Raw genomic sequence first — 24,334 nt, 5'->3', positions numbered from 1 at the left:
GTTTTTACTTGCGCGCAGGCGTACTCTGAGCGTGTTACTGAGAGCCGATAAAGGTTAAAAAATCGCATTAAGTTGTTTTTAATTTCCGGGCAGGTATGTGAGGCGGATGTTGATAATTGTAAGCGAACGTCAAAACTGTTTTGAAATATCCGGCCCGCGCTAAGCCTGAGCCGCGTTCAGCGTTAAGATAGCCACACCATGTTCCCGCAACCGGAAAGTCATTTTGCGTCCCGATAAGCCCATATCAAAACTGGAGTTCTGGTTTTATCGCCATTATCGCTCCGTCCACGGCGTGCGTATTGCCATCGCCTTTTTGCTCTGCTTTATCTTTGTGCGGGCGACCGATATCCCTGAAGGCACCTGGCCGCTGATTACGCTGGTGGTGGTGATGGGTCCCATCTCCACCTGGGGAAATGTTTTTCCGCGCGCGCTGCAGCGCATCAGCGGCACGGTCGCTGGGTCAATATCCGGTCTGATCGCCCTGAAGCTGGAGCTGACCTCGATGCCGATGATGCTGGCCTGGTGCGGCATCATCATGATGATCAGTGGCTACCTGACGCTGGGTAAACATCCCTACATGGCGCTGTTGATCGGGATTACGCTGAGCGTGGTCGTGGGCGCACCAACCGGCGATTTCACGATGGCACTGTGGCGCGGCGGTGATGTGATCCTGGGATCGCTGATGGCGCTGCTGTTTACCGCTATCTGGGCACAGCGTGCCTATACACACTGGCGCATTCAGCTCTCCGACGCGCTGGCGGAAATGGCAAAAATCTATCACGCCGGTTTCTCGCCTAACCTGGTTGAAAAGCCGCGCCTGAACAAGCCGCTGGGTAAATTGCTGAGCAGCGTGATCAAAATGCGGGCACTGTTGGAGCCGTCAAGCAAAGAGACGCGCATCCCAAAATCGGTGCTTGAAGCGATTCAGACCATCAATCGTAATATGGTTTACACCATTGAGATGCAGATTAATGCCTGGTGGGCATCGCGCGAGAGCCATCTGATTATGCTCAACGCGCCCGCATTACGTCGCACTCAGCAGATGACTGAGAACACGCTGCGGGCGCTGTCGGTCATGGCGATTGAAGGGGAAACGGAAGAGGTGGTGGCTAACAGTCACGAGCTGACTGAAATCAGTGGCGAACTGCGGCGACTGATCGCGGAAGTGGGCAGCGAAGGTCTGGAGGAGACGCCGATCTACGGCTACGTCTGGCTGACGCTGGAACTGGCAAAGCAGCTGGAACGGATGACCGACCTGATGCGAATGGCGCTGCGCAAATAATCACCTCAGACAATGACTTAATGTGAAACAGGGTTTCTTTGCGCTAAGATAAGAGCCAGTCTGAATTTAGCTGTGAAAATTGCTTACCTGGCGGGCTAGCCGCTAAGCTGATCGTTTTGACTCTCTCCCTGCGTCAGCAGGCTCAAAGAAAGGTGCCATCATGGAAAATGCCAAGCAATCATTTCAGGACGTACTGGAGTTCGTGCGTATGTTCCGCCGCAAAAATAAACTGCAGCGTGAAATTGTCGACAACGAGAAGAAAATTCGCGACAACCAGAAGCGCGTACTGCTGCTCGACAACCTGAGCGAATATATCAAACCCGGCATGAGCGTTGAGGCTATTCAGGAAATCATCGCCAGCATGCGTGTGGATTATGAAGATCGCGTGGATGAGTACATCATCAAAAACGCCGACCTGTCGAAAGAGCGTCGCGAGCTGTCGAAAAAGATCAAAGCGATGGGTGTGGGCGAACACCCGAAAGCGTAAGGGCAGATAGCAGCGCGCAAGCGCCAGACGTCCTATGCCAACCCGCATCCACTCCGGTGGGGCGGGTTTTTTATTGCCTGCATCAGCGCAGCGTTATTTTCCCGCCAGCCTGCGGGCGATCGCCTGTAACTGCTGTGACAGCGCCACTAAGTTGACCCGCTCATCAGCAGGCGGGGCGGTGGTCTCCCGGATCACCAGCGTGGTTTCCAGCGCGTTGTCTGACGCCTCTGCTCCCTGAAGCCGGGCCAGCATACGCTCGACGCTCTGCGCGCCAAGAGAGTGCAAATCCTGCCGCACCGTGGTCAGCGGTGGCTGATACCACGCGCTCTCGGCGGTATCATCATATCCAATTACCGATATCTCGCCAGGAATGGCTACGCCATGCTGATGCAGCGCCCGCATCGCACCCAACGCCATCTGATCGTTCGCCACCAGCAGCGCCTGCGGCAGATCGTCGGGAAGCTGCGCCAGCAGCGCCTGGTAACCCGACTGCGCGCTCCAGTCGCCGCGCAGAGAACAGTGCGGTGTCAGCTGATGATCGGCCAGCGCCTGACGCCATGCATTTTCACGCTGACGGGCCGAGACCGAGCGCAGCGGCCCGTTCAACAAACCAATCTGACGATGACCCAGCGCCACCAGATGTTCAACGGCGACACGGGCGCCAGACTCATTCGGGTACTGACACTGCGCTACCGCCGCCTGGGGTTCGACATCCAGAAACAGCACCGGTTTGCTGCCGCAGAGCAACTGGATCTGTTGCGCCTCATCTGCCTCCAGCGGCAGGTTGATCAGCAGTCCATCGACCCGCTGTGCCAGCAGTTCATTCACCGTTGCTGCCGCATCGTTACCACTGTCCATGGCGATCACCAGATGATAACCCGCCCCGGCGGCGCGCTGCTGGATCGCCGAGGCGATCTGCGCAGGAGCCATCAGGGCCAGGTCGCTGGTGGCCAGACCCAGCGTGCGCGTCGCCTTACCGGCCAGCTGCTGCGCCACACGATTCGGCACATAATTGAGCTGCAGCATCGCCGCCTCAACCCTTTCCCGCGTGCGGGCTGACACCTGTTCAGAACGGTTTAAAACACGTGAAACGGTTTGATATGAGACGCCGGCCAGTTGAGCGACATCATCGAGGGTCACGGAGCGGGAAGTCATTGAACTCTCCAAAAAATGAAGCGACGAGTGTAGCAAATTTTCCTGCTGCACTGCTGCTGCACACCACACTTTCACGACCACAAAAACCGGGTCCGTTGCGGCACCCGGTCACAGTATCCGGCAGAGTCATTAACGCTGCTGCAGATAGACCTGAAGGTTCACATCCACCGCGTTAAGCAGTGGCGTGGCAAGACTATGGCGTTTCGCCCGCAGCAGCAGGTCACCTATCACCTGATCGGCTTCGATATCAAAGCCCTGGGTTAAATCGCGGTACATTGAGGAGGTCATCGGGGTGGCCGGATCGCTTAACAGCTCAAGAATGCGGGCAGTGGCCGCCGGACGCGTCTGATAGCCTTCGGCAGTAATGACTGACAGAATCTCCGAGAAAACACCCTGTAACAGCGCTTCGCCGCCGCGCGAGGTGAGTATCTGTTGGGTATTTCCGCGCGCCAGGCAGCAGACCGCGCCGAGCGTGCTCAGCAGCAGCCACTTCTCCCACAGCTCATCCATGATGTTATCGCTGAATCGGGTATCGACCTGACAGTCACGCAGCGCCGCATCAACCCGCTGCAGTCGCGCATCGTTGTTACCGTCCAGCGCGCCATAATAGAGCTGATGCAGCGGCGTCATCTGGATTACTTCGCCATTGTCACCCAGCGTCGCGTTGATTTTGCACAGGCCGCCAATCACCTTATCTTCGCCGAAACGCTGTTGCAGCGTTGCGATATGCCGCAATCCGTTCAGAATCGGCATGATCAATGTTTCCGGGCCCACTGCAGGTGCAATATCCTCCATCACCTGATCAAGGGCAAAGCTCTTCACCGTCACGATAATCAGATCATAGTGGCCCGTCAGGCTGCTCGCCTGGGCCAGTTGCGGCTGTAGCGTTTCAGTGCCATGTGGCGTCTGCAACACCAGACCGCTGGCCTGAAGCTGCTGATAACGCCGTTCACGGACCAGAAAAGTTACGTCCTGGCCCGCCTGAGCCAGCCGTGCACCAAAATATCCACCGGTCGCGCCGGCGCCTGCCATCAGAATGCGCATCCCACTTTCCCTCTGCTGAAAACCTCTACCTTAGAACGCCGTGACCGGGCTTACCAGTCTTAGCCTCGGTCAGAGCGCGTCGGGGAGCATGAAATGAGCGGCCGGGAAAGCGCGGGCAGGGAGGGGGCGATGCAGAGAAATCAGATTTTCCCTGCCCGGTCAGCAGGGCGAAACAGAGGAGTGTATTACAGCCGGGTAACGCCCAGCGCGGCGGCCTGCTGTTCCCACGCCAGCACGCCCTGATAATCGTCTCGCTGCACCGGGCTGAATCCGCCGATCAGGTTATCGTCGCAGACGGTGCGCCAGGCGGGATCGTTCACCAGCTGATGCAGCGCCGAGCGGAGTCTCTCCAGCCGGTCTACTGACGTCGGGGCTGCGGTAATCAACGGCAATCCGGGTGCGGCTGGCGTTTCACCGATGATATGCAGGCCGCGCAGCGCATCCGGCTCATAGCGCGCCAGCAGTGCCCAGCTGACGCAGTCGATAGCCGCGATATCCGCCTGTGAATCACGCAGCGCCGCCAGCGACTGATGATGGCCGCCGCTCAGTAACAGTTGCGAAAACCTCACGCCCTGAAGCGCTGCCACAAACCGCAGCGCGTTATAGCCGGAGTGAGAGTCCAGGCTGTTAGCCACGGCCCGCTGGCCGTTAAAATCGGCCAGCGTCGCCTGTTTATCCCTCGCTACCAGCCAGCTGCGATAGTCACGGCCGGTGCAGCCTGGGGCCTGATAGTGAAAGGTGCCGACCAGCTGAACCGCAGGAAGCTGGCTGACCAGCGGATAGCCGCAGGTCTGGCTCAGCAGCAACCGGTTATCCTGCCAGTGTGTCAGCAGATCCTCAGGCCAGACCGACTGCGTGGCAATGTCCTGCTGCGTTAGCAGGGTAACCAGAGCCTGCATCAGTGCCCGGGTGGCGGGCGGGTGGATCGCATACATCGGCAAGGCGAGCAGGTTATTCATGCGTTTTCTCCGCTGATCGTCCCGGATGGACATTGACCCCGACCGGTCTGGCCCAGAACTGACGCAGCCAGACCCGATAGCCCGCCACGCGAAAGCCATGATTGCGCTGGTAGTAATGATCGCGGTCGCGCAGATAGAGGCGACGCAGGCCATACCAGGGGACGCCGGGGAGGTCGTGATGCACTGAATGGTAGTTCAGATTCAGGAATAGCATGCGCCATGGCCACGCCGCTTCATTATTCACTGACCGTGCCAGCGGATCGTCCGCCGCACGATGCTCATAGAAGGAGCGCACTTTGGTCAGCGCCAGCGCCGGATAACTCACCGCCAGCAGATACCACAGCGGCGAAAATCCCTGCCGCGCCATCCAGAAAAACATTATTGCCAGCAGCGTCCCGTGCAGCAGCCACATCGCTATCGCGGGCCGATCGCCACGGCGCAGTGCCTGCCACATCCCGCCGAAGGTCGCCCCCACATCCAGCAGCGGGCCGAGCAGCAATCGTCCCAAAAAAGTGTTACGCAGATGAATCAGCTGCTGCTGCCAGCGCCGTAACTTCGCCCAGCGAGCAGGGGAGAGGTAGTAGGTTTCCGGATCCTCATCCGGCTCGGTCAGGGTGTGATTGCGATGATGGGCCAGGTGAGAATCGCGATAGAGTCCGTAGGGATACCAGACTGCCAGCGGCAGGGTGCCAAATAGCTGGTTCACCCGCGGCCAGCGCGTGGGATGCCCGTGGATCAGCTCATGCTGCAGCGACATATACCAGCCAGTGAAGACGATCAGCAGCAGGGTGGCGGGCAGCCGTCCCAGCGTCTGCGCGTTCAGCATCACCGCAAACCAGCCGCCATAGATCACACCGATTAGCAGCCAGGTTGGCAGTTCGCTGCGCCAGAGCCAGCTGCGTGCGCGCGCTTTAAGCCAGGCGCGCTGCTGTAGAGAGAGATAACCGGTGTGCATGATTCACCTGACAGCGGAAGCGGGAATCTGAACAGTGAAAGAAAGGGCGGGCAAAGGCAAAGTGGATAATCTGCTTAGCTATGTCGAAATTCCTGAATATGGCGCTGAAAGATATTGACTATCAGTGGCGGCTCCGGGGGCGTAACCTTTCTCTATCAGAAATCGCCTTGCATCCACGGGCGTTTACCGCCTGTCAGGAGAAATACAGATGAAAAATATTGGCTTCTTATCCTTTGGTCACTGGACGCCTTCGTCGCAGTCCGCCACCCGTACCGCGCAGGATGTGTTACTGCAATCGATCGACTTAGCGGTCGCCGCCGAAGAGCTGGGCGCAGATGGCGCTTACTTCCGCGTCCACCATTTTGCCCGCCAGCTCAGCTCGCCGTTTCCGCTGCTGGCTGCCGTTGCAGCGCGCACCAAAACGATTGAGATCGGCACCGGTGTCATCGACATGCGCTACGAAAACCCGCTCTACATGGTGGAAGACGCCAGCGCGGCAGACCTGATTTCCAATGGTCGTCTGCAACTGGGTCTGAGCCGCGGTTCACCTGAGCAGGTAATCGATGGCTGGCGCTACTTTGGCTTTGAACCGAAAGCGGGTGAAAGCGATGCGGATATGGGCCGTCGTCACACTGAAGAGTTTCTGGAGGTGCTGCGCGGCGAAGGTTTCGCTAAGCCAAATCCACAGCCCATGTTCCCGAATCCGCCTGGCCTGCTGCGTCCCGAGCCGCTTTCAGAAGGCCTGCGCGACCGCATCTGGTGGGGATCCGGCTCCAACGCCACCGCAGAATGGGCGGCAAAAATGGGCATGAACCTGCAAAGTTCAACCCTGAAAGATGATGAAACCGGCGAGCCGTTCCACATTCAGCAGGCAAAACAGATCCGCGCCTATCGTGAGGCCTGGAAAGCGGCGGGGCATCAGCATGCGCCACGCGTCTCGGTCAGTCGCAGCATCTTTGCGCTGGTGAATGATATGGACCGCGCGTACTTTGGCCGCAGCGGTAACGACCAGGATTCCGTCGGCTTTCTCGATGAGAAAACCCGCGCTATCTTTGGCCGCAGCTATGCCGCAGAGCCAGAGGCGTTAATTAAGCAGCTTGCGCAGGATGAGGCGATTGCCGAAGCCGACACCCTGCTGCTTACCGTGCCTAACCAGCTTGGTGTCGCCTACAACGCCCATGTGATTGAGGCGATCCTGAAGTATGTCGCCCCGGAACTCGGCTGGCGTTAAGTGACAGAGCGCCCTGAAGAGCAGGGCGCTGTGAGATCCACGGCAGGCGCAGATGACAAAGCACCTGCCGTGATCCTGCTATAAACGCGCTTCATCACTCCCCGCTTTTTCTGGTTTATCCTCCCTGAACTTCTCTCTGGCGTTTATTCCACTGACCCACTCGGCGTTCTGAGGAACGCTGGGCTGTACCCTGATTGGTAGCACGCTGGTTTTCCTGCCCGCAATGTACGCCATCTGGTTCCGCATCCGCCTGCCGGGCAGCAAAACGGCTGTTGTGAAACCGGCGCTGTCGGAATAGTCTCAGGGTGATGGTTGCCGCTTCGCTGCTCTTTACAGCCTGTCGGCTACCGTCAATTCATTGTTTTAAGCTTTTGAAGAAGGTGTATGAAAAGGTAAAAGCTATCAAACAGATAGGATGAGACAGGTGTGCGTTCCTGAAAATCCTCTATAGAGTAGCGATGAAAATACAAAAAAGAGGTGTGACCATGAGCAATTCCATTGATGAAGATGCAAAAGATGCAAAGCCTATTGTCGAAGCCGATCGCGAGGCGCCTGAGGGCAAATGTCCTTTTCATGCTGGTAAGCCACCTCAGGCTAATCAGGCGCCAGGCGGCGGAACAACCAACCGCGACTGGTGGCCTAATCAACTCCGGGTTGACCTGCTGAACCAGCACTCATCGCGTTCGAACCCGCTTGATGAATCCTTCGATTACCGTAAAGAATTTGCCAAATTAGATTACTCAGCGCTGAAAGCTGACATCAAAGGGTTGCTCACCGAGTCACAAGCCTGGTGGCCCGCTGACTGGGGCAGCTACATCGGCCTGTTTATTCGTATGGCCTGGCACAGCGCCGGAACCTATCGCTCCGTGGACGGACGCGGTGGTTCAGGTCGTGGTCAGCAACGCTTCGCCCCCCTAAACTCCTGGCCAGACAACGTCAGTCTGGATAAGGCGCGCCGCTTACTGTGGCCGGTTAAACAGAAATATGGTCAGAAGATCTCCTGGGCCGACCTCTACATTCTGGCGGGCAACGTCGCGCTGGAAAACTCCGGATTCCGTACCTTTGGCTTTGGTGCCGGACGTGAAGATGTCTGGGAACCGGATATGGATGTGAACTGGGGTGAAGAAGCCGCCTGGCTGGAACACCGTCACCCGGAATCCCTGGCGCAGTCACCACTGGGCGCTACCGAAATGGGTCTGATCTACGTGAACCCGGAAGGTCCGGAACACAGCGGCGATCCTGCCTCTGCGGCCCCGGCTATTCGCGCCACTTTCGGCAACATGGGCATGAACGACGAAGAGATCGTGGCATTGATTGCTGGTGGACATACGCTGGGTAAAACCCACGGTGCCGCACCGGCCAGCCACGTCGGAGTTGATCCGGAAACCGCACCGATTGAGGCGCAGGGCCTGGGCTGGGTCAACAACCACGGCACGGGCGTTGGCGCAGATGCGATTACCTCTGGTCTGGAAGTGACCTGGTCTCAGACGCCAACCCAGTGGAGTAACTACTTCTTCGAGAACCTGTTCAAATATGAGTGGGTTCAGACGCGCAGCCCGGCGGGTGCCATCCAGTTCGTGGCAGCTGATGCCCCGGACATTATCCCGGATGCGTTTGACGCTGCGAAGAAACACAAACCGACCATGCTGGTTACCGACCTGACGCTGCGTTTTGACCCGGAATTTGAAAAGATTTCGCGTCGTTTCCACAACGATCCGCAGGCGTTCAATGAAGCCTTTGCCCGTGCCTGGTTTAAGCTGACTCACCGTGATATGGGGCCAAAAGCACGTTATATCGGACCTGAAGTCCCGCAGGAAGATCTGATCTGGCAGGATCCGCTGCCTGCACCGGTTTATCATCCAACCGTGGCGGATATCGCGCAGCTGAAAGAGAAGATTGCTGCAACCGGCCTCAGCGTCAGCGAGCTGGTTTCGGTTGCCTGGGCCTCGGCATCAACCTTCCGTGGCGGCGACAAACGTGGTGGTGCCAACGGTGCCCGCCTGGCGTTGCTGCCGCAGCGTGAGTGGGACGTCAATGCCGTCGCAGCACGCGTGCTGCCGACGCTGGAAGCGGTGCAGCGTGAAGCGCACAAGGCTTCACTGGCAGATGTGATTGTGCTGGCGGGTGTGGTCGGCGTTGAGCAGGCGGCGAAAGCAGCTGGCGTTGAAATTGACGTGCCATTTACTCCGGGCCGTGTTGATGCGCGTCAGGATCAGACTGATATCGAGTCATTCGATCTGCTGAAACCGCGTGCAGATGGTTTCCGTAACTACGGTACTGGCTTCGGCAAAACCACCACCGAAAATCTGCTGATCGATAAAGCGCAGCAGCTGACCCTGACCGTGCCGGAGTTAACGGTGCTGGTTGGTGGGATGCGTGCACTGGATGCTAACTTTGATGGCAGCCAGCACGGCATCTTCACGCACCACACAGGGACGCTGAACACAGACTTCTTCGTGAATCTGCTGGATATGCGCACAGAGTGGAAAGCCGCTGATTCGACCAATGAGAAATTCATTGGACGGGATCGCGTCACTGGCGAAACCCGTTTCACCGCCACGCGTGCCGATCTGGTGTTTGGCTCCAATGCGGTGTTACGCGCCTCGGCGGAAGTCTACGCCAGCAGCGACGCCCGTGAAAAATTCGTCAAAGACTTTGTTGCCGCATGGACCAAGGTGATGAATCTGGATCGGTTTGAACTCTGATTGCTATTGACGTTGTAAAACCTGAAACCCGCTGATATTAGCGGGTTTTTTATGGGGGCAGGTGAGTTATTCGACCGCTTAACTATCCTTTTACAACCCAGGCACAACAGGTTAATGGCATCATTTAAATTTCGGTCACTGCCAGTAACGTGATTCTTCGGGCCACGTAGCCAAGTACGGCTTCCCGCTGCGATTCAGGCATATGACTTTCATTATAAGTATCGATAATAAGCTGATGATGACTCACCACCTCGGAAAGCCATTTTCGTGCCAGTGTCGGATTAATATCCATACCCTGGGCAAGCAGGATAAAGTCTGCACCCAGATATTCTCCGTACTCTGAATTCATCCCCGGTGTGTTTCCTGCATCATTTTCTTCACGTTCCAGCAGGGGCAAAGCTAAATACTCTCCAAACGCTGCAGGGTAGGGCACAACGCTGATAAAGTCATAAACCGGGGCCAGCCAGGGTGAACCCTGCGGAGGCAGGATAATCCCGATATTGCGCAGATGAAAATCATTGTTTCCCAGCACATAGGCATACACGATGCGCAAAAAGAGGTCTCGTTTACTCTTTAAACTGCTGTTCACTCTGGTATTCAGGAATTTAGCGGCTTTCTCGTAACTGATGGCTTTATGATTATCAATCCTGCCATATTTATCGCCAAGACCCATCGCGCCATCCAGCTGTTCCTGATGTAATCTCGCGTTATCTGACGCTGTCCGGTCATACCTTTTAATGACAAACGCCAGTTCATCTGGCCGATTTTCATCGTGTATGAATGGCATCAGCCCGAACGGGGGAACGTCAAATTTCAGACGCTGCATAACGCACATAGTGGCATGCTCGTTTTCTGCCAGGTGTGGGTATTCTTCCGGAGAGGGTTTCAGGATATAGGTGCCATCATTGCTGACGACCTCCAGTTCTCCCTTTGCCAGGCGAAGCGACAGTTTGGGTTGATAGCCTGAAATGCTCATGCCTTTCTGACGTTCAGGGAGTTCCTGAATAAACTGACTGCGCGTAAACGGCAGGCTAAGAGCCACATTCAGACTACCCAGCAGATGCCGGATACCTTTTGTTGAGTAGCCGGTTTTTAGCTCAGATTCTTTAAGCCGTTTTAATGTGATCAGGCAGCGTTCTGAATTCATGATGTTATCTCTTTAAAGACGACTGCCCCAAGCAAATCGTTGCCATTTTCCATCAGTAAGCCGAACAGATCTTTATCATCAATTTTTTGAATTTCAGAATAGCGTTTTCGCAACCAGCCTTCCGGCGCTAAACCTTTAAAGAAGGGATGTAGCTCTTCACTTAAATAGGGCTCAGGTCTTACCGGCATGCTGAGAGATATCGCACAGCCGACATAAGTGGGCAGGTAGCAGAAAGTATAACCGCTTTGCCCTTCACTCAGCGTTCCTGCCAGCGTGTTGTAAAGCCACACCTCTATTTTTCGAGCCATACTTTTATACCCAGTTCTTTAAGCAAGGCGTGAAGATTTATTGCCTTTGCAGAAGATGGTTTAGCGATCAGTCGTTTAAATGTTGAGAGTGATACACCAATCTGAATCGCCATCTCTTCATAGGTGATGTTTTGTCGTTTGAGTTCATTGGCCAGTAGTTGTGGCAGTGTCGGAAACGTCAGAGCACTCAGCACCGATCGGGTGTCCGGTTCGTCCGCTTCTGTTATGGCTTCTCTACTCAAAGCGAACCCCGCCAATACCTTTCGCCGATCTGACTCAGAAAGATTTATCAGCGAAGATTTAATCTCATCAAGGTTCATTTTTGACCTTTTATGCAATTTCAATACGTTTTTGAAACGATATGGTCTGACTATAGTGCGAAAAGGGTCATTTTTGAACCTATTAACGGCATCATCTTCTCATCTTACAGCCAGAATGCGAAATATGCTGATAAAAGGTCATTTATGACACTTTAAGTCACTGTTAATACATTTGTTAAAGGAAGCAGGAGATGTAGGGTCAGAAATGAACCTTTAAGTGAGGGCGGAACCGAATGTGTAAGTATCAGGCAATAACGAAAAGAACCGGGGATTTGAAGAGGAAACAAACTGAGTAAGACGCAGAAATTTTTCAGAAGTATAAAATGCAAAAAGCCCGCTTAGTTTCCTAAGCAGGCTTTTCTAATTTGGCTCCTCTGACTGGACTCGAACCAGTGACATACGGATTAACAGTCCGCCGTTCTACCGACTGAACTACAGAGGAATCGTTTGAACGGGGCGCATAGTAACGGCCACGCCGGGCCATGTCAAAGCTCTTTTTCATAAATTAGCGCGACTGCTGAAATAGTCGCCACTATGGCGTTTTAAGCACTGAAAGAGCGGCCTGTGCGGCTGACTCATCCGGCAAAACGCCACGTGTAAAACTGAGGTGTTTATGAGGTGTTCTGGCGCTGTATTGTCCTTGTCAGGCGGCCGGGCGCGTGATTTAACCGGATAGTTTTTTACGGGCGTCACAAAGTCTCCATTCTGGCTTTGTCAGCAATAAAAACGAAACGTAGATTCCATTTCAACCCTGAACAGAATCTCTGGAGTTGAAATGAACAAAGTCAGAATCGGCATGATTGGCAGCGGCTATATCGGACGCTGCCACGCGATTGCTTATGCGCAGGCGCCCACCGTATTTTCGCTGAAAGGCGAAATCGTGCGGGAGATGCTGGCTGAAGTGAACCCGGAGCTCGCCGCCCGTCAGGCGGCGACCTTTGGTTTCGCGCGCTCGACGGATGACTGGCGCGCGCTGGTCAGCGACCCGGCGATTGATGTCGTGGATATCTGCGCCCCCAACTTCCTGCATAAAGAGATGGCGCTGGAGGCGATACGCCACGGCAAACACGTCTATTCAGAAAAGCCGCTGTCGTTAAGCGTGGCGGATGCACAGGAGATGGTGACAGCAGCCGATGCGGCAGGGGTTAAAACGCTGGTGGGCTTCAACTATATGAAAAACCCCACCAGCCAGCTGGCGAAAGAGATCATTGCCAATGGTGAGATAGGCGACGTGGTGCATTTCTACGGCACCCATAACGAGGATTATCTCGCCAGGCCGGAAACGCCGCTCGACTGGCACTGTCAGAAAGCGCTGGCAGGTCTCGGTGCGCTGGGCGATCTGGCGGCGCATATCGTTAATATGGCGCACTACCTGGTTGGTGACATTGCTGAGGTCAGCGGCGACATGATGACGGTGATCGCCTCCCGGCCCGACCCGAAAGAGCCTGCGCGGCAGTTACCGGTCGAAAACGAAGATCAGGCCAGCGCGCTGCTGCGCTTCCATAACGGCGCGCACGGCGTGATTGAAACCTCACGCATCGCCTGTGGCGCAAAAATGGGCCTGACTTACGTTGTCACCGGCACTAAAGGCACACTGCGCTACACCCAGGAGCGCATGGCGGAGCTGGAGCTTTATCTGCATGACGAACCGGCCGGGCGTCAGGGATTTAAAACTATCCTGACCGGACCAGCACACCCTGATTACGCGAACTTCTGTGTTTCTGCCGGACACGGCATCGGCTTTAACGACCAGAAAACGGTGGAGATTCGCGACCTGATCAATGGCATCGCGGCGGGCGATCGCATGTGGCCCGATTTTGCAGAGGGATTGCAGGTTCAGAAGGTGCTGGAAGCGATTGCTCACTCAGCAGAGCAACGCCGCTGGATTGAGGTGTAGGGCAGAATCAAAGGGAGAGGGTATTGCCGATGTGTTGATTAACCCAGGCGGACAGGGCGGAAAACGTTGGCTTCCCGCCCACACCCAATCAGATCAGACCGCTTTTTTCCCACCACAATTTATCCAGCGCATAAAAGCGATCGCTCTGGCTCTCGGGCTGGCTGAGATCGCGTTTCCACGGTTTTGCCAGAATATAGTGCAGGTTCTTCACCTCTTCATCGTGCCAGAGACCGCTGTGCTGAAACGGCAGCGTTTTCAAGGCATTGTAGATGTAAGAGAGCGGCTTCCAGCGATTGGCAAACACTTCGTTCAGCAGATCCTGCTCGGAGAAGGGATAGTTACTGAGATCATCAATGGCGGCAATACGCTTTTCCAGTACGTCGAACATCGCATTATCGGGCTTCAGCACCAGAAAACCGCCATTCAGGTAAAGATCCACACTCTCTGGCGCCTTTTCATCGCGCGCCTGCCAGGTATAGTGACACTTCTCAGGCTGCCACTCTGCCGGATAAGAGGCAATCTGGTTGGGATTACAGCGGCAGGCGTGGCAGGCGGCCAGCGGGTTATCGCCCAGATCCAGGGTAAAAAGCTCATCCATGTTTTGAAGGACCAGCATATCGGCATCCAGAAACACGACGCGCTCATAATCGGTGAGCTGCCAGGCGCGCAGTTTGGTCCAGACTTCGCCGAACTGCGCCGAAGCGTAGTGCTGATCCAGATCGTCGCGCGGATAGAGGGGCTCGACCGGTTTAATCACACAGCCCTCATCCTGCAAAATCTGACAGTCAGACGCTGAAATCGCCGGTGTGGTCATCACCACCAGCGGCCACTGGCTCTGGCTCTGTTGCAGCGAACGGTGCAGCGCTTTCACGCCCACCAGATAATCGGGTTGTGTTAACAGCGTTACCCAGGCAAACATAGCTTTCCTCAATCAGTCAAAAAGTGGCGTGATGTAGTCGTTACCCAGTCGGCCATTTGGGTCGAGCTGGCTGCGCAGGGCGCGGAAGGCGTCCCACTGCGGATAGATCTCACGCCAGTTGTAGCGTTCTTCATCGTAATATTTGCCCCAGTGCGGGCGTCCGCCCTCTTCGGCCAGCAGTTTTTCCACTTCAGTCAGGAAGTGCAGTCCTTCCTGTGACAGCGAGCCATCGTCGGCGTAATAGACCACGAAGCCGAAAAAGCAGGTTGGCTGGTCAGCGGCCGGACTGAGCCAGGCCGATGATGCCCCGGTGCAGCGCAGGATAATCGGGTAGTGCATATGCGGACGGTTCCCGGCATACCACTGCTTGATGCGGCGAATGATGGCCGGGGTTTTTGCCAGCGGCACGCCGATTTCCACATTGATCTGCGGCACCGCAATGCCGCGACAGAAGAGCTGGTAAATGTCACCGGTAACATCGGTGAAATCACGAAAACGGGTGACGGTGCGAAACTGTTTTCCCCCTTTGCCCTCAATCTGCGTATCGCGGTGCATATGTGCCAGCGTCTGGTCGATGGTGTCGTTGAGGCTTTCGTCAACTTCGCCCTCATGTTCCACCACCTGACGACCCTGCGCTTCGTAGCGCTGACGCTCTTCGTCACTCGCCTCATGGGCGTTCCAGACGTGCACCAGATTGTCATCGACAAACCACCAGGCTTTGCTCAGCGGATAGTCGTTGTTCCAGCGCAGCAGATCCTCTTCAAGGGTATCGGCAGAGACAGCATTTTTGTGGCAGGTGAAGATGCTAAACGGCTGGGTACGCAGGGTTACCGCGGTAACAATCCCTAATGCGCCCAGTGAAACCTGCGCTGCCGGGAAGTCAGCGTCGCCACGAACAAATTCGCGCACGCTGCCATCGGCCAGCACCATCCGGATGGCCAGCGCTTCGTCGGCAATCGAACTCTGCTGCAATCCCTGGCCGTGCGTTCCGGTCGCCATCGCGCCCGCCAGTGTCTGAATCGCAATCACGCCTGGCGATGAAGCCAGCATGCGGTTCATTTCGGTCAGGCTGCGATAGACCTGCTCAAGCGGGGTCGCGCCACCAAAGGTCACGCTCTGTTCATCACTGGCAAGCTGGCCGCTCAGTGCGCTGAGATCGAGCAGCACATCGTCATCACTGACATGCAACATACGACCAGGCGACAGCTTGCTGCCGATCACCCGAATCTGGCCGTGTGACTCCCGGATAAGTCTCTGTAATTCCGCTTCACTGGCGGGACGCTGAACCTGGTGACGGCTGCCGATTTGCGCGTTCTGCGCCCAGTTCCACAGCGCATCATCATCGGGTTCAACATGGGTCTGACGAAGCGGATAGAGGCGTGCATCTCTGCTCACAACAGCATTCCTTATTATTGCATTTTAGTGACAAGTATTAGTAAGCGTAGACTATGGCTAAGCGCAGCCGGGCCTGCGGGCATTTATTTGCGGATATAGCGTAACGTTGCGGTTACAGCCAGCTGGCGATTGCGGCGAATACTCTCTGCTTCGCTGTTGTCCGGGCTGAACAGGGCGTTGAAGGTGTAGCGGTTTGAGACGTGATGAACGCAGATACTGCTGATCAGGCGATGGACATCGATGGTCTGCACATCGGCAGTGAATACGCCCTGTTGCTGACCGCGTGCCAGGATGTCATCCAGCAGATCCAGCGCGCTGCGGTTAAGGGCTTTAATCTGCGGCGACTGGGTGATGTAGCGCCCGCGCAACAGGTTCTCACTGCAGACCAGCCGGATAAAATCGGGATGTTCAACATGGTAATCAAAACTGGCTTCCACCAGGCGGGTCATGGCCAGTTCCGGCTCCATCGCCGCCAGGTTCAGGCCGGTTTCATGCTGACGTATCTGCTGATAAACCTGCTCCAGCACGTGGATATAAAGCTGCTCTTTACTGCCAAAGTGATAGACCACCATGCGTTTGGTGGTTTGCGCATGTTCAGCAATCTGCTCCAGCCTGGCACCCTGCATACCAAACTCCGCGAAGGTTTTCAGTGCGCCTGCGATGATGCGTTTTTTCAGCCCTTCAGGGTCATTTTTACGTTTTGTTAGCTCTGACATGGTGCTCAATAAGGTGATTTTGACCGGGGAATGTTAGCACAGTGTTGAGAGGCTGCCCGCAATCGCGGGCGCGGCAGGTGCGGCAACCTGGTACAGCCCGGATGATTACAGGTATAATCCCGGACATTATTTCACAGGTTCAGAGACGACAATGACAAAACTCACCTTGCAAGAGCAGATGCTGAAAGCGGGATTAGTATCCAGCAAAAAAATGGACAAGGTTCAGCGTACAGCGAAGAAATCCAGGGTTCAGGCACGCGAAGCCAGAGCGGCGGTGGAAGATAACAAAAAAGCGCAGCTTGAACGCGATAAGCAGCTGAACGAGCAGCAGAAGCTGGCTGTGCTGTCTAAAGAGTACAAAGCGCAGGTCAAACAGCTGATCGAAATGAACAAAATTGATGTGGTAAGAGGCAACATCAGCTTCAACTTCACCGACAATAACCTGATCAAAAAGATTATGGTGGATAAGCTGACGCAGACTCAGCTGATCAATGGGCGTCTCGCCATTGCCCGCCTGGCGGCTGACAATAATGGCGAGAGCCAGTACGCCATCATCCCGGCCAGCGTAGCGGATAAAATTGCGCAGCGTGATGCCAGTGCCATCGTATTAAACAGTGCATTAAGCGAAGAAGCACAGGACGAAGATGATCCTTATGCTGATTTCAAAGTGCCTGATGATTTGATGTGGTAACAGCGCGCTGACGCATTCAGAACGGGCTGTCGGCAGAGAGTTGCAGCGTGCTGCCGCTGACAGGATGAATAAATGTCAGTCCGCTGGCGTGCAGCATCAGTCTCTCTGCCTGCTCCGCGCCAGGCAGCAAAAGCCCGCCGTAGAGATCACAGCCCAGAATCGGGTGCCCAAGCTGCTGACAGTGAATGCGCAGCTGATGGGTGCGCCCGGTTTCCGGCATCAGTTCAACCCGCGTGACCGGCAATCCCTTTCCCTTTTTTTCCTGATAATAACATTCCTGATAATAGCCGCGTGCCATGACCCGGTAGCGTGAGCGCGCGGGTTTTCCCTGGTCCGGGCAAATCACCATCCGGGGAAACTGCGCCGGATCTTTCGCTATCGCGGCATCAATGACGCCTTCGTCATCAGCAAGGTGCCCGCACAGTAGTGCCTGATAAGTTTTACGCACGCTGCGCTGGCTGAATTGCTGGCAGAGGGCCGCGTTAATCGTTTTGCTGCGTGCGACGACCATCAGCCCGGAGGTGCCAAAATCGAGCCGATGAACCAGCGTGCAGCCAGGAAAAAGTTTCACCAGCCGATGGTGCACTGAATCGAGGTTTTGCGGATTTTTACCTGACAGGCTCAGCAAGCCGCTGGGTTTATTGATCACCAGCAGATGTTCGTCCTGAAAGAGGAGGATTATCTCATCAAAGCAGGGCGGGGCGATAAACGTATCGATAATGGCAGACATCGGGCAACCGGCAGGTAAGTGGCAACGGATCATAACCGATTGGTCGGTCACTGACGATGCCGCGCGTAGCCATTATTCTTCGCTGATCGTTTCCCCGCTTTGCGTGAAGAGTGACTGGCCAGCCTGCTGCGTTTTAAATTTGCCATGGGCAGCAAAAACGGAGCAGACCGTCGCAGCCAGCAGCGTAAGGAGAATGGAAAGTTTCATGGTGACATCCCATCGTAAATTTAAAAGCAAGTCTGACAGGAAGGGCGGCAGAGACAAACAGAACAATCCGGAAAAAAACATTTAGTATTTTCTATTAGCAAGTTGCGCGATTTTTAGTGATAAATTCGGGCAGTTCTCTCTTTTACGACTACAGTCTCTGGTGAGGTTGTCATCAATTCGTATCTAATGGAGGATTTTCTGTGTTATTTCAAAACGACGAGAAAGGCCACGTCATTATTGGCGAAGCGGCACTAAGCCTTGCCCTGGGGGAAAAAGAAATCAGTATCGCAACACTCTTTACTCAACTGGGTTATATGGCGAAATCTGAAAGCAACGCGGATCGGCTGGCGAAAATCGCTGAAGCCAGAAGCTGGCTGAGTAGTTTTAAGTCACCGGCGATTGCTCAACAGCAGGTGCCGTACCTGCAGACGCTTACAAGCCTGAACGAAGAGCTGAACTAGCAGTAACGGAACTGACGCCAGTGGACGTAGCCCGGCTCCGGCCGGAAAACGACGAAGCGGACGACCTCATCGGTTGCGCGAAAGCGTATACCGGCCGGAGAAGCTGTCAGGGACGACAACTCTCCCCATCGCGTTCTGTACAGACCGATCGCGATTCTTTTCTCTCTCATTTCAAAACCAGTCGAAATATAAAGCAGGATAATCAGGCGCGAGCCAGCTCGTTTCAGCTGTCATGGCCGATAATATTATCTTCCTTCAGTTTACGGATGCCCGCCTGAAAATGTCATTCCCGCGTTAACCATTGCGGCTTTATATCTTCTGGTTAATCAGATCAGTTATTTGTCTGAAGATGACGTTTATTTCAGCCAGCCTCAATCAATTAAGGCTGGCTCTGTTCACGTTCAGACACAATTAACGTTTCGCTAACCGTTAAAAGCTTTCCCAGCTTGAGTCTGCGGATGCATTAACGGGCGCCGCGGGTACTAAACGCGGTGACAGGGCAGGCGCGCCCCGGCTGACGCTGTTTTGCCCGGGAGAGAGACGGAATACGGCCACTGTTTTTTCCAGTTCGTCTGCCTGAGATTCCAGTGAGCTGGCTGCGGCGGAGGACTCTTCAACCAGCGCGGCGTTCTGTTGCGTCGTGGTATCCATCTCGGCCATTGCCGTGGCGATCTGAGAAATGCCGCGGTTTTGCTCGTCAGAGGCGGCAGCAATTTCACCCATAATATCTTTAACCTGACTGACAGAGCGGACGATGTCATCCATTGTGGTACCGGCGCGTTCCACAAATTCAGAACCATCATGAACCCGATCAAGTGACTCACGTATCAATGTTTCAATCTCTTTGGCGGCCAGTGAACTGCGCTGGGCCAGATTTCTGACTTCACCGGCAACCACCGCAAATCCGCGACCCTGTTCTCCGGCTCGTGCCGCTTCGACTGCGGCGTTAAGGGCCAGAATATTGGTCTGGAAGGAGATGCTGTTGATGACGTGAATGATCTCGCCGATTTTGCCCGAACTCTGGCTGATGTTGTTCATGGTTTCGATAACGTCACGGATAATCTCGCCACCGCGTCCGGCATTAACCGACGCGTCTGTCGCCAGCTGACTCGCATGGTGAGCGTTCTCCGCATTCTGTTTCACCGTTGAAGAGAGCTCTTCCATGCTGGCCGCGGTCTGAACCACTGCGGCAGACTGCTGTTCTGTGCGGGATGAAAGATCGGTATTACCTGCCGCGATTTCCGCCGAGGCACGCGCCACGCTGCTGACGCCATCACGCACGTTGGTGATGATGTTCTGAAGACTGATGTTCATTGCATCTACCGCCTGCATCAGCTGACCTAACTCATCACCACGTGTGGTTTTCAGTGAGGTTGTTAAATCACCCGCGGCAATACGTTGCGCTGCGCTCAGCGTCTCTTTCAATGGCAGCGTAATGTTGCGGGTGATCCGCCAGGCAATCAGCAGACTCAGAACAACACAGATCAGCGCGGCAAAAGCAATGCGCCACTCCGCCTGTTTGATAAATTCAGAGGAGAGCTGGGACTGATAGGCAAAGGTATCGGAGACCGCCGCATTGAGCCGCTCTGCGGTGGTGGTCAGGCCCGCTGATTCGCTTTTTTCTTTCTCTGTCGCATCGACATAGCGCGTCAAGGCCTGGCGTTGCTGCGTCAGAGTGCTGAGCACATTTCGCGTTACGTCATTAATATTCGGCTGGGCGAAAATATCCAGTTGCTCGCTCAGGGTGTTGATAGCGGTGTATTCTTCAAGAATCGCCTCTCTGCTGGCCTCGGACGGTTTATCGAGAAACGCTTTTTCAACATTGGCCGCATCAAAAAGCGCTGCGGCCAGGTGCATGACCGGCAGCGCCGCGTCGGGTGTCAGAGCCATATCGAGTGATTCAAACTGATGCGCAAGCGCAATCAGGGCACCCGGTTTAATGGCATCAAAGGCGTCGCTTGTCGCCTGTGCAGCAGTCACGAATGTCTGGCGCTGATTCTGATATTCGTTAAGTAACTGCCCCATCAGCGCGACTTTCTGCTGGCCCATCTCATCCCATTTAAATCCATCCAGCCGTTTATAAAGGGCATCTAACTCCTTCAGGGCCTGAACGTTCTGCGTGGCAAATTTGGGATCTTTGGTGTACTGGTAGAGGGTGCGGTTAAGGCGTGCCTTGCTTAACGTGTTTACCATCTCCACGGTAATCGTGCGCCGGGCGGAGTTGTCTTTAATACTGCGAAAACAATCGAAAGCGATAAAAGTAATGGCGAGGGAGGCAGCAATGACGACGATAAAACCGACGCCCAGTTTTTTCCCAATTTTAATATCGGAGATGCGTTGAGCAAGGCCCATAAGGTTCACCTTTAGTGAGATATCAGAAGCAGAGAAGAGGCTGTTAAATATTTCAAAGATGATCTTCTTATCGTCAGCACGAAGTGAATCTTTAATGTTATTTATGAGTAGCTGAGAGACTAATTAATTAGATGTATATTATTTTATCGTGAAATTATCTGGCTGCTAATCTTCGTGCTATCCATTTATAATTTAATGATTTATAATGATATTTTATCAATAAGTAATTTTTTGTAAAATTAACCGCCCTTTTTTGATATCGATCAAAATTGTTATGATGAGAGCGTGAGTGGATGTGAGTCACTATTTTTAACGTGATGTTTATCGGTGTAATTCCTGTTTAAAGTAAGAGTAAAACTGAGAAACTTATTAATTGCCTGCAACGAACGCTGAGCGTGAAATTTGATGTTGAAGGCTCGCTTAAGTTGTGTTTTGAGTGTCAAAAATTTCATTGAAATGATATTCAGATTAATGAAAGTCACAGGGGCATACACCGGCCAGCGTGCGCTTGCAACCTGGTATCCTGTCCAGTGTGATCCGGGTCGTGTCAGAAAAGCCTGGCGTGACCAGAAAGCAGGCGTCACTTATCAATACTTACGATCTTCGCCAGCATCCGCTAGAGTAGTAATCCGCCTCTTAATTGTGAGTACAGTCAATGCCCGATTACTGTTTCTACACCCACGGCAAGCAAATCGTTGTTCTGGAAAGATCAGAGGTGAACCGCGCCATTGACCTGATGGTGCAGGGATATAAGAAAGAGGTCGAGGAAGTCCATGCCATTAATGAAAAACAGGCGACTGCGCGCTTTGCTGATATCAGAAAGAACAATGATATTGATCGACATAACTTTCTGGCAGGTGCAAGCGTGATGCCGCTGATCGGCGTGCTAACAGCGATGGCTGCGTTTCTCTTCTGGCGTAAAAAATAGTTTTGCTTCGTGATGGGATCAGCGCGCTGGAATATGGAAGGACAGCCCTGACACGCATCCTGCCCGTTAAATCAGCCCACCAGACAGCCCGCAATCGCGAGCTGTTTAGCCTCTCAGCTCACCATTATCAGAACTGGTAAGACACGCTGACATTCAGGTTACGCGGCTCACCGTAAACGTAGCTGTTCATGTAGCTGTAATATTCACGGTCGAAGAGGTTATCGACGTTGGCCTGTACGGCAACCTGCTTATTCACCTGATAGCGGGCAAACAACGAGGCCAGCGGGTAGCTGCCCTGATATACCCGTACGCTGTCGCCGCTGGCATTGGTCACGTCTTTAAACACCCGGTTCTGCCAGTTAACTCCGCCACCAACGGTGAGCTCGGGGATCGCGGCTAACTGATAACGGGTGAAAAGTTTGAATGAGGTTTGCGGCTGATAGCTGTTGAACCGGCCACTTTTATCGCGTGCCACATAGCGGGTTGCACCAAAGGTCAGCTGCAGATTATCGGTCAGCGCGCCATTCAGCTCGAACTCGGCACCTTTACTGACTGCACCTTTGGCGGCGTCATAGGCCTGCTCATTGCCGCTCAGATAAACACCATCAATTGCCTGTCCGACGTTATCCTGCTCGATGCGGAAAATCGCCACGCTGGCGGTCAGCAGGCCATCGTTCCAGGCGGATTTCAGACCGGTCTCGTAACTTTTACCGGTCACTGGTGAGAGGTAACTGCCGTGGGTGTCGCGATAAGTCTGCGGCAGGAAAATGGCGGTGTAGCTGCCATAGGCGGACCAGGTGTCATTAATGTCATACACCAGCCCTGCATAAGGTGTGGTGTTATTTTTAGTCATCTCTCCGCTGCTGCCATGGGTGCTCCACTGGGTATAGCGAGCGCCAATAATCAGCGACAGCGGATCGGCCAGCGACAAGCGTGCAGCGCTATAGACCGATTTCTGACGAACAGTGTCATCATCGTTGAGATACCAGCCCTGCCATTCAGGCTCCGCAACGTTACCGGTCCAGCTATTATTGAAAATTCCCATATCGGCGGCAGTGATTTCACCCGCCTCCGCATCGCTGAATCCATCCTGACTATAGGCGGCATTATGCTGGCGGCTGTAGCTTGCTCCGGCCATCAACAGGTGCTGACGACCCAGTAGTTCAAACGGGCCGCTGGCAAAGCCATCGATTGAATCCATTTTACGCTTGCCGCGATCCATACTGCCGTAACCGGTAGTGCCTTCACCGCTCTCCTGATCGGGATTGCCCATCACATAGAGCAGCTTATCGCTGAAGGTATTCTCGGCATGCGTGCCGTTAATATGAATATTCCAGCCGTTATCGAAGTTATGGTCGATATCCGCAAAGACTTTGCGCGAATTAGTGTTGTAACGCGCCCAGTTAGCTGACGAATTCAGGCTGCGGTCGTAATGTGTCGTGGCGTTATTACTGTAAAACATCGGCAGGCCACCCCAGGTTGGATTGCCGGTGTTGTCATCTTCATAGTCGTAGCCCAGTGACAGCGTCGTCTTGTCGGTAAGGTCCGCATCAATCACGCCGTAGATGAATTTTTTGGTTTTTTGATAGCGATCCAGCCAGCTCTCCTGATCGGTATAACCGGTCACCACGCGGCCGCGCAGGCTGCCATCGCTGTTAAGCGGGGCAGAAAGATCCGCCACGTAGCGCTGCTTGTTCCAGCTGCCATAACTGGCACTCAGCGTGCCGGTCGCGGTTTTGCTGTCAGCATGTTTACGTACCATATTGATCGAGGCCGAAGGGCTGCCCGCTCCGGTCATCAGGCCGGTCGCACCGCGCACGATTTCAATACGGTCATAGATTGCCGTGTCTGACGCCGCATCGCCGTAATTCCAACTATCGTTAACCGAGGTCGGGATGCCATCGAAAGTGAAGTTGCTGACTTTGAAGCCGCGTGAATAGTACTCGGAGCGTTCACTGTCGATAAGATTGGTGGAGATACCGGTGGCGTTGGTCAGCACATCATTAACCGATTGCAGATCCTGATCCTGCATTCGCTGCTGCGTCACCACGCTGAGTGACTGAGGCACATCTCGCGGTGTCAGCATTAATTTGGTGCCCGCGCGGGTGGTCTGCACCGCGTAATTCTGCTCACCGCTGTCACTGGTTTCGTCAGTCGTGGCGCTGACCACCATATCCTGCGATGTCTCCTCTGCCGCCATGGCGGGGTGGAAGAGGGCGTGTATCGCCAGTGTCAGTAATGAGACGCTAAAACTGTTTCTGAAACCTGATTCCCTGCCACTACGAGCCATAAAATTTTCCATTAAAAATTGGTATTAAGTTAAACCGTTGTGTCTCTGGTTGTTTTTTTTATCTACCCATCTTCTGGATAAAGACGCTCAGCCAGTTATGAGAACGCCAATGATAATCATTTGCTTTATATATTCCGCAAAGGATTCAATCGAAA

The 24,334-nt window shown here is 54.3% G+C and carries 22 protein-coding genes, 1 tRNA gene and 1 pseudogene; 9 read left to right on the top strand and 15 right to left on the bottom strand.

Annotation, left to right across the window (positions count from 1 at the left end; all coding sequences use genetic code 11):
* Positions 1-223 precede the first annotated feature (223 nt).
* Both FOV68_RS04230 and tmaR read left to right on the top strand, forming a co-directional pair.
* Positions 224-1,282 carry an FUSC family protein gene (locus FOV68_RS04230; protein WP_186289714.1) on the top strand — a complete coding sequence of 353 codons (1,059 nt, stop codon included), beginning with the start codon at positions 224-226 and terminating at the stop codon, positions 1,280-1,282.
* Between the two features lie 160 nt (positions 1,283-1,442).
* Positions 1,443-1,769 (top strand): PTS system regulator TmaR, encoded by a 327-nt coding sequence (gene tmaR / locus FOV68_RS04225; protein ID WP_004571340.1) that lies wholly within the window; start codon positions 1,443-1,445, stop codon positions 1,767-1,769.
* Positions 1,770-1,862: 93 nt separating this feature from the next.
* On the opposite strand, the gene FOV68_RS04220 is transcribed toward tmaR, so the two are convergent.
* The 4 genes from FOV68_RS04220 to FOV68_RS04205 form a co-directional block, all read right to left on the bottom strand.
* Positions 1,863-2,924: a LacI family DNA-binding transcriptional regulator gene (locus FOV68_RS04220; protein WP_143990371.1), complete on the bottom strand. Its 1,062-nt coding sequence runs from the start codon at positions 2,922-2,924 to the stop codon at positions 1,863-1,865.
* Between the two features lie 129 nt (positions 2,925-3,053).
* Positions 3,054-3,968, bottom strand: a complete 915-nt coding sequence (locus FOV68_RS04215; RefSeq protein WP_143990370.1) for a ketopantoate reductase family protein — start codon at positions 3,966-3,968, stop codon at positions 3,054-3,056.
* Positions 3,969-4,153: 185 nt separating this feature from the next.
* Complete coding sequence (locus FOV68_RS04210; protein ID WP_143990369.1) at positions 4,154-4,927, bottom strand: phosphate/phosphite/phosphonate ABC transporter substrate-binding protein; 774 nt, start codon at positions 4,925-4,927, stop codon at positions 4,154-4,156.
* Positions 4,920-5,882 (bottom strand): fatty acid desaturase, encoded by a 963-nt coding sequence (locus tag FOV68_RS04205; protein ID WP_143990368.1) that lies wholly within the window; start codon positions 5,880-5,882, stop codon positions 4,920-4,922. The genes FOV68_RS04210 and FOV68_RS04205 overlap by 8 nt, the downstream gene beginning before the upstream one ends.
* Positions 5,883-6,090: 208 nt before the next feature.
* On the opposite strand from FOV68_RS04205, the gene FOV68_RS04200 reads away from it, so the two are divergent.
* From FOV68_RS04200 to katG, 3 genes and pseudogenes are all read left to right on the top strand, one after another.
* Complete coding sequence (locus FOV68_RS04200) at positions 6,091-7,113, top strand: LLM class flavin-dependent oxidoreductase (protein WP_010247994.1); 1,023 nt, start codon at positions 6,091-6,093, stop codon at positions 7,111-7,113.
* A gap of 115 nt (positions 7,114-7,228) precedes the next feature.
* Positions 7,229-7,411 (top strand): annotated as a pseudogene (locus tag FOV68_RS24280) (hypothetical protein); the annotation flags it as partial.
* Between the two features lie 187 nt (positions 7,412-7,598).
* Entirely contained in the window at positions 7,599-9,818 is a 2,220-nt protein-coding gene (katG, locus tag FOV68_RS04190) for a catalase/peroxidase HPI (protein WP_255473611.1), read from the top strand.
* Positions 9,819-9,942: 124 nt separating this feature from the next.
* On the opposite strand, the gene FOV68_RS04185 is transcribed toward katG, so the two are convergent.
* The 4 genes from FOV68_RS04185 to FOV68_RS04170 all read right to left on the bottom strand — a co-directional run bounded on the left by FOV68_RS04185 (position 9,943) and on the right by FOV68_RS04170 (position 12,035).
* Entirely contained in the window at positions 9,943-10,965 is a 1,023-nt protein-coding gene (locus FOV68_RS04185) for a type II toxin-antitoxin system HipA family toxin (protein WP_143990367.1), read from the bottom strand.
* A complete protein-coding gene (locus FOV68_RS04180; RefSeq protein WP_033758331.1) occupies positions 10,962-11,273 on the bottom strand; it encodes a HipA N-terminal domain-containing protein in 312 nt (103 codons plus the stop codon). The genes FOV68_RS04185 and FOV68_RS04180 overlap by 4 nt, the downstream gene beginning before the upstream one ends.
* Positions 11,258-11,593 carry an XRE family transcriptional regulator gene (locus FOV68_RS04175; RefSeq protein WP_143990366.1) on the bottom strand — a complete coding sequence of 112 codons (336 nt, stop codon included), beginning with the start codon at positions 11,591-11,593 and terminating at the stop codon, positions 11,258-11,260. The genes FOV68_RS04180 and FOV68_RS04175 overlap by 16 nt, the downstream gene beginning before the upstream one ends.
* Before the next feature lie 366 nt (positions 11,594-11,959).
* Positions 11,960-12,035 (bottom strand) — tRNA-Asn (locus tag FOV68_RS04170).
* Between the two features lie 333 nt (positions 12,036-12,368).
* Between FOV68_RS04170 and FOV68_RS04165 the strand changes: the two genes are divergently transcribed.
* The gene (locus tag FOV68_RS04165) at positions 12,369-13,490 is read left to right on the top strand and encodes a Gfo/Idh/MocA family protein (RefSeq protein WP_031591300.1); all 1,122 of its coding nucleotides are present in this window, start codon (positions 12,369-12,371) and stop codon (positions 13,488-13,490) included.
* Between the two features lie 88 nt (positions 13,491-13,578).
* On the opposite strand, the gene FOV68_RS04160 is transcribed toward FOV68_RS04165, so the two are convergent.
* The 3 genes from FOV68_RS04160 to FOV68_RS04150 form a co-directional block, all read right to left on the bottom strand.
* On the bottom strand, positions 13,579-14,409 hold the full coding sequence (locus FOV68_RS04160) for a glycosyltransferase family 8 protein (protein ID WP_143990365.1): 831 nt from the start codon (positions 14,407-14,409) through the stop codon (positions 13,579-13,581).
* Positions 14,410-14,421: 12 nt separating this feature from the next.
* Positions 14,422-15,804 carry a D-arabinono-1,4-lactone oxidase gene (locus FOV68_RS04155; protein ID WP_031591298.1) on the bottom strand — a complete coding sequence of 461 codons (1,383 nt, stop codon included), beginning with the start codon at positions 15,802-15,804 and terminating at the stop codon, positions 14,422-14,424.
* A gap of 83 nt (positions 15,805-15,887) precedes the next feature.
* Positions 15,888-16,520 (bottom strand): TetR family transcriptional regulator, encoded by a 633-nt coding sequence (locus FOV68_RS04150; protein ID WP_010247970.1) that lies wholly within the window; start codon positions 16,518-16,520, stop codon positions 15,888-15,890.
* A 151-nt stretch (positions 16,521-16,671) separates the two neighbouring features.
* Here FOV68_RS04150 and FOV68_RS04145 point away from each other — a divergent pair, with 151 nt between their 5' ends.
* On the top strand, positions 16,672-17,211 hold the full coding sequence (locus tag FOV68_RS04145; protein ID WP_031591296.1) for a DUF2058 domain-containing protein: 540 nt from the start codon (positions 16,672-16,674) through the stop codon (positions 17,209-17,211).
* Positions 17,212-17,227: 16 nt separating this feature from the next.
* Here FOV68_RS04145 and FOV68_RS04140 read toward each other — a convergent pair whose 3' ends face one another.
* Entirely contained in the window at positions 17,228-17,941 is a 714-nt protein-coding gene (locus FOV68_RS04140) for an RluA family pseudouridine synthase (protein ID WP_143990364.1), read from the bottom strand.
* 72 nt (positions 17,942-18,013) lie between these two features.
* Positions 18,014-18,148: a hypothetical protein gene (locus tag FOV68_RS24275; protein WP_255473608.1), complete on the bottom strand. Its 135-nt coding sequence runs from the start codon at positions 18,146-18,148 to the stop codon at positions 18,014-18,016.
* A gap of 200 nt (positions 18,149-18,348) precedes the next feature.
* Between FOV68_RS24275 and FOV68_RS04135 the strand changes: the two genes are divergently transcribed.
* A complete protein-coding gene (locus FOV68_RS04135; RefSeq protein WP_083068975.1) occupies positions 18,349-18,609 on the top strand; it encodes a hypothetical protein in 261 nt (86 codons plus the stop codon).
* 429 nt (positions 18,610-19,038) lie between these two features.
* Here FOV68_RS04135 and FOV68_RS04130 read toward each other — a convergent pair whose 3' ends face one another.
* Positions 19,039-20,961 (bottom strand): methyl-accepting chemotaxis protein, encoded by a 1,923-nt coding sequence (locus FOV68_RS04130; RefSeq protein WP_143990363.1) that lies wholly within the window; start codon positions 20,959-20,961, stop codon positions 19,039-19,041.
* A gap of 655 nt (positions 20,962-21,616) precedes the next feature.
* On the opposite strand from FOV68_RS04130, the gene FOV68_RS04125 reads away from it, so the two are divergent.
* Positions 21,617-21,889 carry a hypothetical protein gene (locus tag FOV68_RS04125; protein ID WP_109650723.1) on the top strand — a complete coding sequence of 91 codons (273 nt, stop codon included), beginning with the start codon at positions 21,617-21,619 and terminating at the stop codon, positions 21,887-21,889.
* A 127-nt stretch (positions 21,890-22,016) separates the two neighbouring features.
* Here the strand turns inward: FOV68_RS04125 and fhuE are convergent, their stop codons facing one another.
* Complete coding sequence (gene fhuE, locus FOV68_RS04120) at positions 22,017-24,179, bottom strand: ferric-rhodotorulic acid/ferric-coprogen receptor FhuE (RefSeq protein WP_143990362.1); 2,163 nt, start codon at positions 24,177-24,179, stop codon at positions 22,017-22,019.
* Positions 24,180-24,334: the final 155 nt, after the last annotated feature.

Source organism: Pantoea sp. paga (genome assembly GCF_007558755.1).
GTDB lineage: Bacteria > Pseudomonadota > Gammaproteobacteria > Enterobacterales > Enterobacteriaceae > Pantoea > Pantoea agglomerans.
The sequence above is the reverse complement of the archived record's forward strand: the minus strand, read 5'-3'. Positions and strand labels throughout refer to the sequence as shown.

Excerpts from the sequence above, each read along its gene's own strand:
- FOV68_RS04220 (WP_143990371.1), bottom strand. The coding sequence starts at position 2,924 with ATGACTTCCCGCTCCGTGACCCTCGATGATGTCGCTCAACTGGCCGGC.
- FOV68_RS04180 (WP_033758331.1), bottom strand. The coding sequence starts at position 11,273 with ATGGCTCGAAAAATAGAGGTGTGGCTTTACAACACGCTGGCAGGAACG.
- fhuE (WP_143990362.1), bottom strand. The coding sequence starts at position 24,179 with ATGGCTCGTAGTGGCAGGGAATCAGGTTTCAGAAACAGTTTTAGCGTC.
- FOV68_RS04160 (WP_143990365.1), bottom strand. The coding sequence starts at position 14,409 with ATGTTTGCCTGGGTAACGCTGTTAACACAACCCGATTATCTGGTGGGC.
- FOV68_RS04210 (WP_143990369.1), bottom strand. The coding sequence starts at position 4,927 with ATGAATAACCTGCTCGCCTTGCCGATGTATGCGATCCACCCGCCCGCC.
- FOV68_RS04185 (WP_143990367.1), bottom strand. The coding sequence starts at position 10,965 with ATGAATTCAGAACGCTGCCTGATCACATTAAAACGGCTTAAAGAATCT.
- FOV68_RS04205 (WP_143990368.1), bottom strand. The coding sequence starts at position 5,882 with ATGCACACCGGTTATCTCTCTCTACAGCAGCGCGCCTGGCTTAAAGCG.
- FOV68_RS24275 (WP_255473608.1), bottom strand. The coding sequence starts at position 18,148 with ATGAAACTTTCCATTCTCCTTACGCTGCTGGCTGCGACGGTCTGCTCC.
- FOV68_RS04125 (WP_109650723.1), top strand. The coding sequence starts at position 21,617 with ATGCCCGATTACTGTTTCTACACCCACGGCAAGCAAATCGTTGTTCTG.
- FOV68_RS04200 (WP_010247994.1), top strand. The coding sequence starts at position 6,091 with ATGAAAAATATTGGCTTCTTATCCTTTGGTCACTGGACGCCTTCGTCG.
- FOV68_RS04145 (WP_031591296.1), top strand. The coding sequence starts at position 16,672 with ATGACAAAACTCACCTTGCAAGAGCAGATGCTGAAAGCGGGATTAGTA.
- FOV68_RS04130 (WP_143990363.1), bottom strand. The coding sequence starts at position 20,961 with ATGGGCCTTGCTCAACGCATCTCCGATATTAAAATTGGGAAAAAACTG.
- FOV68_RS04140 (WP_143990364.1), bottom strand. The coding sequence starts at position 17,941 with ATGTCTGCCATTATCGATACGTTTATCGCCCCGCCCTGCTTTGATGAG.
- FOV68_RS04215 (WP_143990370.1), bottom strand. The coding sequence starts at position 3,968 with ATGCGCATTCTGATGGCAGGCGCCGGCGCGACCGGTGGATATTTTGGT.
- FOV68_RS04175 (WP_143990366.1), bottom strand. The coding sequence starts at position 11,593 with ATGAACCTTGATGAGATTAAATCTTCGCTGATAAATCTTTCTGAGTCA.
- FOV68_RS04150 (WP_010247970.1), bottom strand. The coding sequence starts at position 16,520 with ATGTCAGAGCTAACAAAACGTAAAAATGACCCTGAAGGGCTGAAAAAA.
- FOV68_RS04165 (WP_031591300.1), top strand. The coding sequence starts at position 12,369 with ATGAACAAAGTCAGAATCGGCATGATTGGCAGCGGCTATATCGGACGC.
- katG (WP_255473611.1), top strand. The coding sequence starts at position 7,599 with ATGAGCAATTCCATTGATGAAGATGCAAAAGATGCAAAGCCTATTGTC.
- tmaR (WP_004571340.1), top strand. The coding sequence starts at position 1,443 with ATGGAAAATGCCAAGCAATCATTTCAGGACGTACTGGAGTTCGTGCGT.